At 37.4% G+C, this 15,835-nt stretch carries 18 protein-coding genes; all 18 read left to right on the top strand.

All coding sequences use genetic code 11. The features are described 5' to 3' along the window. Nucleotides 1-20: 20 nt before the first annotated feature. Nucleotides 21-1,137 (top strand): peptide chain release factor 2 gene (prfB, locus tag IV88_RS02360; RefSeq protein ID WP_147165225.1). Its coding sequence is split into 2 segments (ribosomal slippage): nucleotides 21-92 and nucleotides 94-1,137, totalling 1,116 coding nucleotides; the frame shifts between segments, so codons are not numbered across the junction. Nucleotides 1,138-1,147: 10 nt separating this feature from the next. Further along, nucleotides 1,148-1,855 (top strand): response regulator transcription factor, encoded by a 708-nt coding sequence (locus IV88_RS02355; RefSeq protein WP_057798341.1) that lies wholly within the window; start codon nucleotides 1,148-1,150, stop codon nucleotides 1,853-1,855. After that, on the top strand, nucleotides 1,836-3,230 hold the full coding sequence (locus IV88_RS02350) for a sensor histidine kinase (protein ID WP_057798339.1): 1,395 nt from the start codon (nucleotides 1,836-1,838) through the stop codon (nucleotides 3,228-3,230). The genes IV88_RS02355 and IV88_RS02350 overlap by 20 nt, the downstream gene beginning before the upstream one ends. A gap of 152 nt (nucleotides 3,231-3,382) precedes the next feature. Further along, nucleotides 3,383-4,261, top strand: a complete 879-nt coding sequence (locus IV88_RS02345) for a phosphate ABC transporter substrate-binding protein (RefSeq protein WP_057798337.1) — start codon at nucleotides 3,383-3,385, stop codon at nucleotides 4,259-4,261. After that, the gene (gene pstC / locus IV88_RS02340) at nucleotides 4,261-5,181 is read left to right on the top strand and encodes a phosphate ABC transporter permease subunit PstC (RefSeq protein WP_057798335.1); all 921 of its coding nucleotides are present in this window, start codon (nucleotides 4,261-4,263) and stop codon (nucleotides 5,179-5,181) included. The genes IV88_RS02345 and pstC overlap by 1 nt, the downstream gene beginning before the upstream one ends. Continuing rightward, a complete protein-coding gene (gene pstA, locus IV88_RS02335; protein WP_057798334.1) occupies nucleotides 5,181-6,068 on the top strand; it encodes a phosphate ABC transporter permease PstA in 888 nt (295 codons plus the stop codon). The genes pstC and pstA overlap by 1 nt, the downstream gene beginning before the upstream one ends. A gap of 8 nt (nucleotides 6,069-6,076) precedes the next feature. Next, nucleotides 6,077-6,877, top strand: a complete 801-nt coding sequence (gene pstB, locus IV88_RS02330; protein ID WP_057798332.1) for a phosphate ABC transporter ATP-binding protein PstB — start codon at nucleotides 6,077-6,079, stop codon at nucleotides 6,875-6,877. A gap of 10 nt (nucleotides 6,878-6,887) precedes the next feature. Next, nucleotides 6,888-7,643 (top strand): phosphate ABC transporter ATP-binding protein PstB, encoded by a 756-nt coding sequence (gene pstB / locus IV88_RS02325; protein WP_057798329.1) that lies wholly within the window; start codon nucleotides 6,888-6,890, stop codon nucleotides 7,641-7,643. 13 nt (nucleotides 7,644-7,656) lie between these two features. Further along, nucleotides 7,657-8,328: a phosphate signaling complex protein PhoU gene (phoU, locus tag IV88_RS02320; RefSeq protein WP_057798327.1), complete on the top strand. Its 672-nt coding sequence runs from the start codon at nucleotides 7,657-7,659 to the stop codon at nucleotides 8,326-8,328. A 147-nt stretch (nucleotides 8,329-8,475) separates the two neighbouring features. Then, on the top strand, nucleotides 8,476-8,790 hold the full coding sequence (locus IV88_RS02315) for a PspC domain-containing protein (RefSeq protein WP_057798325.1): 315 nt from the start codon (nucleotides 8,476-8,478) through the stop codon (nucleotides 8,788-8,790). 28 nt (nucleotides 8,791-8,818) lie between these two features. Beyond that, nucleotides 8,819-9,178: a phage holin family protein gene (locus IV88_RS02310; RefSeq protein WP_057798323.1), complete on the top strand. Its 360-nt coding sequence runs from the start codon at nucleotides 8,819-8,821 to the stop codon at nucleotides 9,176-9,178. 18 nt (nucleotides 9,179-9,196) lie between these two features. Continuing rightward, entirely contained in the window at nucleotides 9,197-10,135 is a 939-nt protein-coding gene (hprK, locus tag IV88_RS02305) for an HPr(Ser) kinase/phosphatase (RefSeq protein ID WP_057798320.1), read from the top strand. Between the two features lie 11 nt (nucleotides 10,136-10,146). Further along, nucleotides 10,147-10,989, top strand: a complete 843-nt coding sequence (gene lgt / locus IV88_RS02300; protein ID WP_057798318.1) for a prolipoprotein diacylglyceryl transferase — start codon at nucleotides 10,147-10,149, stop codon at nucleotides 10,987-10,989. Between the two features lie 64 nt (nucleotides 10,990-11,053). Beyond that, the gene (locus IV88_RS02295; protein WP_057798316.1) at nucleotides 11,054-12,070 is read left to right on the top strand and encodes an NAD(P)H-dependent glycerol-3-phosphate dehydrogenase; all 1,017 of its coding nucleotides are present in this window, start codon (nucleotides 11,054-11,056) and stop codon (nucleotides 12,068-12,070) included. Nucleotides 12,071-12,093: 23 nt separating this feature from the next. Continuing rightward, nucleotides 12,094-12,987, top strand: coding sequence for a UTP--glucose-1-phosphate uridylyltransferase GalU (gene galU, locus IV88_RS02290; protein ID WP_057798314.1), 894 nt, complete (start codon nucleotides 12,094-12,096; stop codon nucleotides 12,985-12,987). Nucleotides 12,988-13,128: 141 nt separating this feature from the next. Continuing rightward, nucleotides 13,129-14,073, top strand: coding sequence for a thioredoxin-disulfide reductase (gene trxB, locus IV88_RS02285; RefSeq protein WP_057798312.1), 945 nt, complete (start codon nucleotides 13,129-13,131; stop codon nucleotides 14,071-14,073). A 292-nt stretch (nucleotides 14,074-14,365) separates the two neighbouring features. Then, nucleotides 14,366-15,448, top strand: a complete 1,083-nt coding sequence (locus tag IV88_RS02280; RefSeq protein WP_057798310.1) for a mucin-binding protein — start codon at nucleotides 14,366-14,368, stop codon at nucleotides 15,446-15,448. A 90-nt stretch (nucleotides 15,449-15,538) separates the two neighbouring features. Continuing rightward, on the top strand, nucleotides 15,539-15,835 hold a 297-nt coding region (locus IV88_RS02275; protein WP_157059320.1), incomplete at its 3' end, for a mucin-binding protein.

Genomic DNA, 15,835 nt, shown 5'->3' with positions numbered 1-15,835 from the left:
TTTTTTAAGAGGAGCTTGATATGGAATTAAGTGAAGCGCGTCATGAAGTAGAAAATATGCAAAAAGAAGTCGCAGACTTTAGGGGGTCTCTTTGACTTAGATGGCTTAAGTCAAAGTATCTCAGTTAACGAAGCGAAGATGGGTGAACCCGATTTTTGGAATGATCAGAATGCGGCACAAACTCTTATTGAAGAAAATAACTTATTAAAAGATAAATACGATAATTTTAAAAAGTTAACTGATCATGTTGATAACTTAACCGTAACTCTGGAACTTTTAGAAACAGAATTTGATGCTGAAATGCAGGGAGAATTTGAGTCGGAGTTGGAAGAAACGGGACAATTGTTGCGAGATTATCGTTTAGAACTATTGTTGGATGGCCCATATGATCAAAATAATGCCATTTTGGAAATTCATCCCGGTGCTGGTGGTACTGAATCTCAGGATTGGGGATCAATGTTACTCCGAATGTATACGCGCTGGGCAGAACAACGCAATTTCAAAGTTACAATTGACGATTATCAACCTGGGGATGTCGCTGGTATCAATAGTGTTAGTGTTCGCATTACTGGACATAACGCTTACGGATATTTACGCTCAGAGAAAGGTGTTCATCGCTTAGTTCGGTTATCACCATTTGATTCAGCGGGTCGGCGTCATACTTCATTTGCTTCGGTAGATGTGATGCCAGAATTAGATGATACTGTTGAGGTTGATATCAATACTGATGATTTGCGAGTTGATGTTTATCGTTCGAGCGGTGCTGGTGGACAGCATATTAATAAAACCTCTTCAGCAGTTCGAATTACTCATTTACCAACTGGTGTCGTGGTAGCCAGCCAAGCGGAACGTTCACAATTACAAAATCGTGTCACGGCGATGAACATGTTGCGAGCTAAGCTTTTTGAATTAGAAGAAGAAAAGAAAGCACAAGAAAAGGCTGCTCTTGAAGGCAATCAAATGGAGATTGGTTGGGGATCACAAATTAGATCCTATGTTTTTCATCCATATTCCATGGTTAAAGATCATCGTAGTAATTTTGAAACAGCTAATGTTCAGGGCGTCATGGATGGCGACTTGGACGGTTTCATTAATGCATACTTGCAGTGGAAGTTAGAACAAAAGAATCCACAATAGAGGTGTAAATATGAGTTTGAAAGTTTTAGTGGTTGATGATGAACCAGCAATTGTGACTTTGATTACTTATAATCTTGAACAGGCTGGTTATGACACAATTGAAGCTAGTAACGGGCGAGATGCAGTCGAAATTGCACAAAAGAATCAAATTGATTTTATATTGATGGATATCATGTTGCCAGAACTAGATGGATTAGATGCTTTAAAACAAATCCGAAAATTTGATGAGTATGTTCCGATTGTTATGATTACAGCCAAATCAAGTGAAATTGATAAAATTATGGGACTTGAATTGGGAGCAGATGACTATTTGACCAAGCCGTTTAGTCCACATGAACTAATATCCCGAATGAAAGCTATTTTGAGACGAACAAGTCGCAACAGTGAACAAGTAAACGATTCAAAAGGTGCCAATCATAATGTTCAAATGGGCACTATTGAATTTAACTTTACAAGGCATCATGTAACTAAAGATGGACAGCAAGTGGATCTAACACCAAATGAGTTCAAGCTTTTTAAGTATTTGTATGAAAATGCTAACCAAGTATTATCACGAGATCAAATTTTAAATGCTGTTTGGGGATTTGAATACGCTGGTCAAACACGAATTGTTGATATTCATATAAGTCACTTACGAGATAAGTTAGAAATTGATTCAAAACAACCACAGTTAATAAAAACAGTTAGAGGATTTGGATATGAATTCAACAAAAAGTAGGGTACTAAAGCGAACCGTCCGGTTTACTTTAGCAAGTTTAATTGGAAATAGTTTTATGGCATTTTTGGTTTATAAATTAATTGCCAAAACTAATCCGAAAATTAGTGGAGTTAATTTAACACTGTTAGCTGCTTTAGTTATTTTAATCACAGCAATTGAAGCCATTGTATTTTGGAGTAATTTGCAGAATATCTTTGAACGACAACACTTGTTTCAAACTAAATTGGAAGAAATTTTGCGAGGACACAAATCAGAAAAAATTCGTTTAGATCCCAATGACAGCTTTTATGAACTTGCAAAGACCGTTAATGAAGTAAGTGCCCATGATCGACATCAAATTCATGTTTTAAGTAATCAAGAAAATGAATTGGAAGCAATTGTGGATAACTTACCGGTTGGAGTGCTAGTTCTCAACCGCCATCGGGAATTACAAGTGGCTAATTCTTATGCTGTAGAAAACTTAAAGATTACCAGCCTTGATGTACCACATCCGTTTACGATGGATGTTAAAAATAGTGATTTTATCGAGTTGGTTGAACGAACTTTTACTGAACATAAGACATATACTGGGCTTATTAATTTTGGTGAGGAATTTGATCGGGTGTTTGAAACGACTGTGGTATACAGCCCTCAGGTTCACCACAAGTTTGAAGTGATTGTTTTGATGTACGACGTAACAGAAAGTATTCGTATGAAGAAGATGGAAAAAGACTTTATCAACAATGCTTCTCATGAACTTCGCACACCGATCACATCTATTTCTGGTTTTGCAGAAACGTTATTGGATGGTGCAAAAGATGATCCTGAAAAGTTGAACCAGTTCTTAACAATTATTAAGACTGAAAGTGATAAGTTAGTAGGTCTGACGAATGACATTTTAACGATGTCCAAGATTTCTGATCGTGGAGAAAACTTAAAAGATGTCAATCTTAAAGATTATGTGGATAACCAGATTCAATTCATGCAATCTGAAATTGAGCGTCGAAATCTAATCGTCGAAAATAATATTCCGGCTGACCTGGTTAAAAAAGTTAATGAAAATGATTTGTTCCAGATTGTTAAAAATCTTTTGACTAATGCAATTGAGTATAATCACGATGGTGGACAAGTTATTTTTGAATATCGTGAGAGTAAGCGACACTGGAAGTTGATTGTTCGTGATACAGGGATTGGAATTCCAGAAGATCAACGTGAATTTATTTTTGACCGATTTTATCGGGTTGATACATCCCGAAGTCGCACTAAGATGGGCGGAACTGGTTTAGGATTAGCTATTGTGCAAGAGGCTGCCAAGCACATGGGTGGTAAGGCAATTGTTGATTCAAATGAAGATCATGGAACAGCATTTATTGTTCGATTGCCACTGGAAAACTAAATATGAAATCAAAGAGACAGGAAATTTTATTTTCCGGTCTCTTTTTGTTTGCCAGGAGGCTTCTTTACACAAACTTTACACAGCCAAAATATTACTTTTACATCGGCTTAGTATTCTTAACCTTGTAGCATTAGAGGAGAGGAAGCGAGCTTATGCATAAAATACTTACTAAATTAATTCAGTTTAGCTTGATTGCGATTATTCCAATTTTATTAGCAGGGTGTGGTGGTCGAAGTGGGAGTTCCGTCACGATTGTCGGCTCAACTGCTTTACAACCACTTGTTGAAAAAGCGGCCGCTGATTACCAAGTTCAGCATAGTAATGTGAACATCACTGTTCAGGGGGGCGGATCTGGAACAGGATTGAGTCAGGTTCAACAAAAGGCAGTAAGTGTTGGTAACTCCGATGTGTTTGCAGAACAACAGGATGGTATAAAAGCAAGTAAGCTAGAAGATCATAAAGTTGCTGTGGTAGGAATGGGCCCTGTTGTAAATAAAGACGTTTCAATTAAGAACTTATCAATGAAACAATTAAAAGATATTTTTACAGGGAAGATAAAAAACTGGAAAGAAGTCGGTGGCAACAATTTACCGATTGTAGTGATTAATCGAGCACAGGGAAGTGGAATTCGAAAGTCATTTGAACGAGTAGTTTTAGACGGTAAACAACCGATGAATGCACAGGAACAGGATTCCAACGGAACGGTGCAAAAGATTGTTGAAGCTACTCCAGGGGCTATTAGTTACTTGTCATTTTCATACTTTAATAACCAAGTGAAGTCGCTGACTCTGGAACAGGTTAAACCTAATGCTGCAAATGTAGCTACGAATAAATGGAAAATCTGGTCTTATGAACATATGTATACCCAGAAGAATGCCTCCAAGGAGACGACCAAGTTTATCGACTATATGCAATCTAAAGCTGTTCAACAAAAGTTGATTACAGATTTGGGGTACATTTCAATCCATGATATGAAGGTTCAAATGGATGCTAATAATAAAATTACACCAGTTAAGGGTGGTGATCACTAATGGATCAAATTAAAAATGAATTAACTCATAAATCAAAGGCTTCTAAGCAAGATGTTCGTGGACGCACAATTGCTTTCATCTGTATTGCGGTCATCATGCTAGTAGTGTTGTCGATCTTATTTATGATTACATCCAGAGGTTTATCCACTTTTATTCAGGATAAAGTCCCAGTCAGTGATTTCTTCACCAAAACTGTTTGGAATCCGTCAGCAGTTGATGCTAATGGTCACTATTTAGTTGGGGCATTACCAATGATTGTCGGATCATTTAGTGTAACGATTCTTGCCGCATTGTTAGCAACACCCTTTGCAATTGCAACAGCAGTATTTATGACTGAAATATCACCTAAACGTGGACAACGAATTTTACAACCGGTCATTGAACTGCTAGTCGGAATTCCATCTGTAGTATATGGATTTATTGGATTAACAGTAGTTGTTCCACTAACGCGTCAATTATTTGGTGGAACTGGATTCGGAATTTTGTCAGGAACATTTGTCTTATTCGTAATGGTATTACCAACCATTACATCAATGTATATCGACAGCCTAAAAAGTGTGCCGCGTTTTTATCGAGAAGCTTCTCTAGCTCTCGGAGCGACCAGGTGGCAAACTATCTCACGAGTAGTAATTAGAGCATCAGTTCCAGGGTTATTAACAGCGATTGTTTTTGGGATGGCACGTGCATTTGGCGAAGCATTGGCTGTTCAAATGGTAATTGGAAATGCTGCATTATTACCACACAATTTGTTATCACCAGCCTCGACTTTAACTAGTGTGTTAACAACCGGAATTGGTAATACAGTAATGGGAACATTACCAAACAATGCTCTATGGACTTTGGCACTCATTCTGTTAGTTATGTCATTACTATTTAACTTACTGACACGCTATATCGGACGAAAGGGTGGACTCAAATAATGAAAGCAAAAACGATTGATCGAATTGCAACTGGCATTATTTACGCCTTGGTTAGCGTGGTAGTGCTGATTCTATTATTCCTATTAGGATTCATTTTAATTAAAGGTGTACCACACATTTCGTGGAAATTCTTAACTTCACCAGCGCAGGCCTTTATTGCTGGTGGTGGAATTGGAGACCAGCTGTTTAATTCATTTTATTTATTAATTTTAACCTTACTAATATCGTTTCCGATTGCTTTGGGAGCTGGCATTTATCTTTCTGAATATGCGCCTAAAAATTGGGTTACTAATCTAGTTCGAATCACAATTGAAGTTTTGAGTTCTCTTCCTTCGGTGGTAGTTGGTTTGTTTGGATTTTTACTCTTCGTTGTTCAATTCAAATTAGGTTTCTCGATTATTTCAGGTGCCATTGCGTTAACTTTCTTCAATTTGCCATTACTAACTCGGAGTATTGAGAATTCCCTTAGTGCAGTGCCAGATCTACAACGTGAAGCCGGTCTGTCATTGGGGTTATCAAAATGGAAAACCGTTACGAGAGTGATTTTTCCAATCGCCTTACCAGGAATTATTACTGGAATTATTTTAAGTGCCGGACGAGTTTTTGGAGAAGCTGCGGCCTTAATTTTTACAGCCGGCCAAAGCGCCCCAGCAATTAACTATGCGGACTGGAATCCCTTTAACGGAACAAGTCCACTCAATATTTTCCGACCAGCCGAAACATTAGCAGTTCACATTTGGAAAATTAATACAGAAGGCATTATGCCCGATGCCAATCAGGTTTCGGCTGGAGCATCAGCGGTTCTAGTAATTGCAGTATTGGTATTTAATTTATTGGCACGTTTTATTGGAGCAAGATTATATAGGAAAATCACTGCTGGAAAGTAGGGACAATTATGAAAAATTATGACTTAACTGAGCAATCAATTTTAAAATTGCCTGCCGATACCGAAATTGTTGTAGAAACGAAAGACTTACAAGTATTCTATGGCACTAATCATGCAATGCATGATGCATCCCTACAGTTTCCACGCTATTCCATTACGGCTTTGATTGGCGCTTCTGGCTCGGGGAAATCGACTTATCTGAGAAGTATCAATCGAATGAATGATGGGATTGCACGAGTAGAAGGTCAAATTATGTATCGCGATTTGAATCTTAACAGTAAAGATGTTGATGTTTATCAGATGCGTCGTCGAATTGGAATGGTATTTCAAAGACCTAATCCGTTTGCTAAATCGATCTATGAAAATATCGCTTTTCCATTACGTGAAATGGGTATTAAAAATAAGCAGGAGATTCGAGCAACGGTAGAAAAAAGTTTGAAACAGGCTGCTCTATGGGATGAAGTTAAAGATGATTTAAAACGCAGTGCCTTATCTCTTTCTGGCGGACAGCAGCAACGCTTGTGTATTGCTAGAGCTTTAGCCATGAGTCCAGATATTTTACTGTTAGACGAACCAGCCAGCGCCTTGGATCCCATTTCGAGTGCCAAATTGGAGTTAACACTGCAGGAATTAAAGAAGGACTACACAATTATTATTGTGACCCATAGCATGCAACAGGCCTCACGCCTGAGCGATTATACGGCGTTCTTTCACATGGGACATGTAATTGAATTTGATCGAACACAGAAAATATTTACTAATCCGACAACTCGAATTACCGAGGATTATATTTCAGGAAACTTTGGCTAGGAGGTTCAACATGGAAAACGTAATTACAGCAGAAAATATGCGCTTATACTATGGTGAAAAAGAAGCGTTACATGGAATTAACCTCGCCTTTCCTAAAAATCAAATTACCGCCTTACTAGGTCCCTCGGGATCTGGCAAATCAACATTCTTGAGAAGCTTAAATCGGATGAATGATTTGATTCCAGATGTCACGATTACGGGGTCGGTCAAATTTGAAGGACAAGATATTTATTCTCCTAAAATGGATGTCGTTAATTTACGAAAACGAGTTGGAATGGTTTTTCAACAACCCAATCCGTTCCCTTTTTCAGTTTATGACAATGTGATTTATGGACTGAAATTAGAAGGTGTAAAGGATAAGAAACTGCTTGATCAACGTGTTGAAGAATCTTTAAAACAGGCGGCAGTATGGGACGAGACGAAAGATCATTTAAAAGAAAGTGCACTATCGTTTTCTGGTGGGCAACAACAACGTATTTGTATTGCACGTGTTTTAGCGGTTCAGCCGGATATGATATTAATGGATGAACCAACTAGTGCGCTGGATCCAGTTTCCAGTTCCAAAATTGAAGATACGATGTTGGAATTGAAAAATGACTATACGGTTGCAATCGTGACTCATAATATGCAACAGGCGGCGCGTATTTCCGATTACTCAGCATTTTTCTTGAATGGCGACTTAATCGAAACAGAAGCAACGCAACAGATGTTTGTAAATCCGGTGCAAGAACAAACAAGTGATTTCTTAAACGGAAAATTTGGATAGGGGGACTTTATCAATGCGTGGAATATTTGAAGATGAGTTGAGAAGATTATTGGGCCGTTTCACTGAAATGGGAATTAATGTTAGTGAACAAATTTATCGGGGGACCAAATCATTTATCGATCATGATCGAGAACTTGCGACGCAGGTTATTGAAGATGATACGAATATTAACGATGAAGAAATTAAATTAGAAGACCAAGCACTTAATTTAATGGCACTCCAGCAGCCCGTTGCCACAGATTTTAGACAAGTTATTGTAGTACTGAAGTCGAGTTCCGAACTGGAACGAATTAGTGATCATGCGGTAGGAATCGCTAAAGAAAGTATTCGATTAAAAGGCAAACTTCGAGATGCAAAGATTGAAGAAGAAATTGCGGATATGACGAATATGGTTCGGTCAATGCTAGATCTAACTCTAGATGCCTTTGTGAAGAAGGATTCCAAATTGGCGGATGAAGTAGTTAATTTGAATAAACAGATTGATGATCGTTACCGAAAAATCCGACAAGAGAGTTTAGATAATATGAAAACGGACTCTAAAATGGTGAGTGGTAATACTGGATACCTAATGGTTGCTAGTTATCTTGAGCGAATTGGTGATCATATTACGAACGTTGTGGAATGGATTATTTACAACGAGACGGGCAAGATAGTGGAACTAAGTTCAGAGTTAGACGGTCAGTAGTTATTAATCAAAGTTGGTTCGTGCAACCAGCTTTTTTATTTTGAATAAGATAAATTTTAGAAACCATTTAAGAACGACTGAAAGGTTTGCTAAATACCTATTGTAAGCTGTAAAATAGGATTTAGCTTATAGTTAAGGGGTGATAAATTGAATTCTAAAGCAAAACATCGTTTTACTAAATCTAATAATCGGCTAATTGCTGGTGTTTGTGGTGGTATTGCAGAATACTTTAAAATTGATAAGGCACTGGTGCGAATCTTATTTGCAGCCTTAATTATCTTTACTCACGGGCTAGGATTATTAGCGTATATCTTATTGGCAATTATTATGCCCAGTAAACCAGATCGAACGAGTGGGACTTTCTTTGGTTCTAATTTCGGTTCTAACTTCGGTTCAAATAATCAATCAACTAAACGAGAACGAAAAGAAATTCATAATGTTGAAGAACATGATGAAAAATAAATCATAAGTATTGTAGGAGATAAAGCAGATGCGATTTTGGCAAAGAGTCTTAATTGACGCAATTTTATTCATTGCAATGGCTGGCTTTTTCAGCCGTTCAGGTAGTTTTTATGTTGCAAGTATTTGGGTAGCCCTTGGTGCAAGTCTAGTTTTGGCTATTTTAAATGCTAGCATCAAACCATTTTTACAATTAATTTCATTACCGATTACAATTTTAACGTTGGGATTATTTAGTATTGTGATCAACGCTTTGATGTTGTCATTTACATCTGTGTTAGTTGGAACGGAACAGTTCCACTTCGCATCTTTTGGTATGACAATGTTAGTTTCTATCATTTTGTCGATTTGTAATACCATTATCTCGAATCATTTTAATCGAGAAGTTTAAACTGAGGAGGGCCAAACTATGGCCGATAGTGTTTCAGTAAAAGATTTAGTCAATAACATTCGCTTGGAAGTATTCCATGGTGAAGAGTTACTAGATCAAAAACAAATTAAAGTTAGCGATATTTCGCGTCCAGGTTTGGAGTTAACCAATTACTTCAAATTCTACCCACGTGAACGTGTTCAGTTGTTTGGTAAAACAGAAATATCTTACGCAAAGGATAGTATGTCGAGTGATGACCGGTTAAATACGTATCGTCGCATGGCAACCGTTGATACACCCGCATTTGTTGTTTCAACCGGCTTGCCAATTCCAGTGGAACTCACACAGGCGGCTAAAGAGAATAAGGTTCCAATCCTAACTTCTAAGTTAACTACATCTAGATTGTTAAGTAATATGACTAACTACTTAGAAGGTCAGCTGGCTGAACGTGAGTCGGTTCATGGTGAACTAGTTGAAATTTATGGATTAGGAGTTTTAATTACTGGTGACTCTGGCATTGGTAAGAGTGAAACGGCGCTAGACTTAATTAAACGTGGGCACCGTTTGATTGCTGATGACCGAGTGGACGTATTCCAGCAAGATGAACAAACTTTAGTTGGTGAATCACCTAAGATCTTACGACATTTGCTTGAAATTCGTGGAGTCGGAATTATTGATGTAATGAACCTCTTTGGTGCTGGATCAGTTAAAGGACATACGGATATTAACTTGATTGTTCACTTGCAAAATTGGGATGATGAAACTAAATTTGATCGTCTTGGCAATGGCGAAGAAAAGCGTAAGTTCTTTGATGTTGAAATACCAAAGATTACAATTCCAGTTCGTGTCGGTCGAAACTTAGGCGATATCATTGAAGCAGCTGCAATGAACTTCCGTGCTAAAAACATGGGTTATGATGCAACCAAGGTTTTTGATGATAACTTGAATGAACTAATTAAAGATAATTCTACTAAATAGGAGCGATGATTGTGAGTTTTTTATTAGGAGCATTAGATCCAATTGCAATTTCTTTTGGTGGAATTGAGATTCATTGGTATGGCGTTATTATTGCCTCGGCAGTTATTCTGGCTACTATTTTAGCAGTCCGAGAAGCGCGTAGACGTCGAATTAATCCAGATGATATTTATGATATGATTCTGTGGGCACTACCGGTTTCCATCATTTCGGCTCGAACTTACTATGTGGCTTTCCAATGGCGGTACTATAGTCAACATCCTGATCAGATTGTCAGAATTTGGGATGGAGGGATTGCGATTTACGGGGCATTAATCGGAGCTGGAATTGTAGTGTATTTCTTTACGAGATCACGATGGATTCCTACTTGGCTAATGCTAGATGTTGCGGCTCCGGTTTTGATTATGGCTCAGGGAATTGGGCGCTGGGGTAACTTTATGAATCAAGAAGCATTTGGAAAAGTTACCAGTTTAACATTTTTAAACAGTTTACATTTACCTGAATTTATTATTAATCAAATGTATATTCGGGGAGCGTATAGGACACCAACGTTCCTCTATGAATCGGTTTGGGACATTTTAGGCTTTATTGTTCTTATTTCACTGAGATATATTCCGAAATTATTTAAACAGGGTGAAGTGTTCTTAACGTATGTTATTTGGTACTCGATTGGTCGATTCTTTATTGAAGGAATGCGAACGGATAGCTTGATGTTATTAGGATTTAGAGTGTCACAGTGGTTATCAGTAATTCTGTTTATTGGTTCTATTATCATTATTATTTGGCGTCGTTCAAAGAATAAAACTAACCCATATTACTTGGACGGTAATCAATTAAATCCAAATGTAGTTGAGTAAAGAAAAGTTTTATACGATAATAAGAGTATTATTTCAATTTTAAAAAATAGATAGGGGTACAGTAATGGTTAAAAAAGTAGCGGTTCTGGGTTCTGGATCATGGGGTAGTATTTTAGCTAACATGCTTGTTGAAAATGGCAATAAAGTCGTAGCATGGACTAACATGGAAGAACAAGCGAAAGAACTAAACGAGAAACATACAAATGAACATTATGTCCCTGGTTTTACATACGAAAAAGATTTAATTGCAACTACTGATTTAGAAATGGCACTAGATGGTGTTGACGCAGTATTATTTGTTGTTCCAACAAAGGTTATGCGTTTAGTTGCTCAACAAATGGTTTCAGTGCTTGAGAAGAATGGGGCAAAGCCAATTATTATTCATGCAAGTAAGGGATTGGAATTAGGCACACACAAACGTCTATCACAAGTATTAGAAGAAGAAATTCCAGAACAAAATCGTTCTGCAATTGCTGTTTTATCTGGTCCAAGTCATGCTGAAGAAGTTGCTAAAAAGGATTTAACACTTGTTACTGCAGCAAGTGCAGATCTTGAAGCTGCAAAGACTGTTCAAGAATTATTCATGAACAAATATTTCCGTGTTTACACTAACAATGATGTAATTGGTGTTGAAATGGGTGCGGCTTTGAAGAATGTTATTGCTATTGGGGCCGGAGCTTTGCACGGCCTTGGTTATGGTGATGATGCAAAGGCAGCATTGATTACACGAGGATTGGCAGAAATTTCTCGTTTAGGAGTTGCTTTTGGGGCTAAACCACTTACATTCATCGGACTATCCGGTGTTGGAGATTTAATCGTCACTGCCACAAGTGTTCACTCACGTAACTGGCGTGCTGGTAATGAACTTGGACAAGGAATGTCACTCCAAGAAGTTATTGACACAATGGGAATGGTTATTGAAGGAGTTCCTTCTACCAAAGCGGCTTATGAATTAGCCCAGCAAAAAAATATTTCTATGCCAATCACTGAATCCATCTATGATGTATTGTATAATGGAAAAGATGTTAAGTCAGTGGTTGCAGACTTAATGGAACGTGAAGGTAAATCTGAGTTAGATTAATAAACTGAAGGGAAGTTATTTTCATGAAAAAAGTACGAAAAGCCATTATACCAGCAGCTGGTTTAGGAACAAGATTCTTACCTGCTACTAAGGCTTCGCCAAAGGAAATGTTACCAATTGTTGACAAACCAACTATTCAGTACATCGTTGAAGAAGCAAAAAAGTCTGGCATCGAAGATATTCTTGTTGTTACTGGTAAGGGTAAACGTGCCATTGAAGACCACTTTGATTCAGTTCCTGAGCTTGAAGAAAACTTAAAAGCTAAGGGAAAAAGTGAAATGCTTAAGTTAGTCGATCAAACAACTAATATAAACTTATATTTTATTCGCCAAAGTCATCCTCGCGGATTAGGTGACGCTGTCTTGACAGCCAAAGCATTTGTTGGTGATGAACCATTCGTTGTTATGCTTGGTGATGATCTAATGGAAGATAAAGTTCCACTAACAAAACAATTGGTTCAATCATTCGAAGAGACAGGTGCCTCGACATTAGCTGTTATGCCTGTTCCGCATGAAGAAGTTTCTAAGTATGGTGTTATCGATCCTCAAGAAAAGGTTTCTGACACTCTTTACAACGTTGCCAACTTTGTTGAAAAGCCAGATGCTGATAAAGCACCTAGTGACTTGGCTATTATTGGCCGTTACGTTCTTACACCAGAAATTTTTGATGTTTTGGAACATCAAAAGCCTGGTGAAGGGAACGAAATTCAATTAACTGATGCAATTGATACATTGAACAAGAAGCAACGTGTCTTTGCTCATGTATTTACTGGAGACCGTTATGACGTTGGTAATAAGTTTGGCTTCCTTAAAACAAACGTTGAGTTTGGTTTGAAACATCCTGAAGTTAAAGATGAACTTCGTCAATATATTAAGGATTTAGGACACAAATTAGAAGCTGAAGATAAGAAAAAATAATTTTAACTTGTAATATACAAAAGCTGTGACAATCATTTTTGATTTCACGGCTTTTTAATATAATACTTTTTAAAACAGATTATTCGACAGTTACAAAATGTAAGTGTATATTAGTCTTATTAAAAATTGTGGAGGAATAACATGGCTAAACAATATGATGTTGTGATTATTGGAGCTGGACCCGCTGGAATGACAGCGGCTCTGTACGCTTCGCGTGCTAATTTATCCGTTTTGATGTTAGATCGTGGGATTTATGGTGGTCAAATGAACAATACTGCAGCCATTGAAAACTTTCCTGGGTTTAAATCGATTTTAGGACCTGATTTAGCCAAAGATATGTATGAGAGTTCAACTCAGTTTGGAGCTGAATATGCATATGGTAGCGTCGAATCAGTTATCGATCATGGTACTACTAAGGAAATAAAAACCGATATGGGTGATGTATTTGAAGCCAAGGCATTAATTCTAGGTACCGGTTCTGAATATAAAAAATTAGGCGTTCCTGGGGAAGAAGAATACAGTGGACGCGGTGTTTCATACTGTGCTGTATGTGATGGTGCATTCTTTAAAGGCATGCACTTAATTGTTGTTGGTGGTGGAGATTCAGCAATTGAGGAAGGAATCTACTTAACACAACTAGCATCTAAAGTTACTGTTATTCATCGTCGTGATCAATTAAGAGCGCAACAAATTATCCAAGATCGCGCTTTTAACAACGATAAGATGGAATTTGTTTGGAACAGCAACGTCACAGAAATTGTAGGTGAAGACGGTAAAGTCAGTGGAGTTAAGGTTAACAATAACAAGACTGGTGAAGATAGTTTTATTGAAGCTTCTGGCGCATTTATTTATGTTGGTGTACATCCAATGACAGAACCATTTCAAGATTTAGGTGTCTTAGATGAAGATGGATGGATCCCAACCGATGATCATATGCACACTAAGGTTTCCGGCATCTTTGCTGTGGGCGATGTTCGTAAGAAGGACTTACGTCAAATTGCCACAGCTGTAGGTGAAGGTGGTATGGCTGGACAACAGGCATATGAATATATTCAAGAATTAAAGAGTGCGGAAATTAAAAGCTAAAAATATTGTGTAAGGCAGATAACGTTTTCATCTAAAATTATTACGTTATTTATAATTCGACTTATTCATAAATAATCTTGTTATACAATGCATTTAAAAACTCAATCAATTTTGATTGAGTTTTTTTGTTATTTCAGATAATTTTTTTAAACTTTTATTTTCTGATCTTCAATTAAGTGATTATTTTTGCTTTAATTAGGTCAAAATTTGCTTAATCTGAGCAAAAAAACGAATTTAAATAGTTGAAATGATACTCTCGACAGGTTAATAAGTTTTTTTGGGGGGTATTTTAATGCAAAATTTAGATAAAAATGTTAAAAATGACTTGAGAAAAAATAGATTCAACATGTTGCAAACATATTTGACGACGGCAACTACGTTAACACTTCTGGCTGCCGGTGGACTTGTAATGAATGTTCACGCGGACTCTTTCGGAGGAGATAATAAACAATCAGTCCCTGAAGCCACTGTGTCTCGAGCAGAAGATACAACGTTATCAAATAAGAACACAGCACCTGTAGCTAGTTCAAAAACAGCAAATGCTGTCAACGAAACGGCAGTCTCTACAGCTAGTCCAGAACCGGCTAAGGATACCAAGGCACCGGTAGCAACTACGGATAATTCAGAATCTACGAAGCCTGCCAACGATACAGCAGCGTCTGCAGCTAGTTCAGAACTGAATAAGGAATTTAGTAATACTTATCAAGAAAAGAGTAAGCCACAAGTACCGCAGTTTGATTCTATTTCTTATAGAAATGATCCAAATGATGCTTCTGCGATGATTCCGCCGATGGATAAAAATGGGAATCCTTCCTTAATGGCGGATGGTTCGCGTGCTTATCCTATCTTTAAGTATATGCCAGGATGGATTGGGCTTGTGTGGTATCAACATAAAAATAAACAGCATGATGCTGGATGGTTGCAACTTACCCCAGTTGATGCAAATGACTTGAGTGCTGGATATAATGTTCCTTGGTTTGAACCTGATTTAACTACAGATGGTGCATCTTATGATACAGCAGAGCGTATTGATCCCCAAACATATAAATGGTATTACAAAGGAGAGCCAGGATGGGACGATGCTACTATGGGAATGGCAATGAATACTTATTACAACTACTTCCCTGACATCCAAAAAGCTGAAATTGTTTTTTTTGATAAAACGGATAATAAGTTAATTGGAACAAAGACTTTAACTTCTTTCACCGGTAATACAAGTGATTATGATCCAAGTAATCTTATTCAAGACCTTGGGACTTTAGGTTACGTATTGAAGGATTCCGACTTTGAAAAGGGCTTTAAATACGATAGTACCGATAACACATCATATGAATTTAAAAATGGTGAATGGAGTTACGCTGGCAGTAATGATTAACAAAACATTACTAAAGAAACAGATAATAATCCACAAAAATTCACTTTAAACTTTGAACATAATATTATTAGCAGTTCTATCAATAAAGTAGTGACTAGGACTATTAACTATACTGGCGCCGGAGCAGATACTCCTAAGTCAGTTGTTCAAACTGTTAAGTTTGATGGTACTTCGGCTTATGATCAAGTTACCGGAAAGAATATTATTACGTGGGATAATTCAAAAGAAACGATGGATAATGTTATTACACCAGACATCAAAGGTTATACTTTTGACCGTAGCCAAGTTGATAAAACCACAGTCACACCGGATTCCGATGATCAAATTGAATCAGTAGTTTATAAAGCAATTCCGAAGATCCCAGTATCTAAAGTAGTGACTAGAACT

Source organism: Pediococcus argentinicus, from assembly GCF_001437605.1.
In the GTDB taxonomy this organism is placed as follows: Bacteria; Bacillota; Bacilli; order Lactobacillales; family Lactobacillaceae; genus Pediococcus; species Pediococcus argentinicus.
Note: the sequence above shows the minus strand (reverse complement) of the source record. Positions and strands in the feature narration are given on the sequence as shown.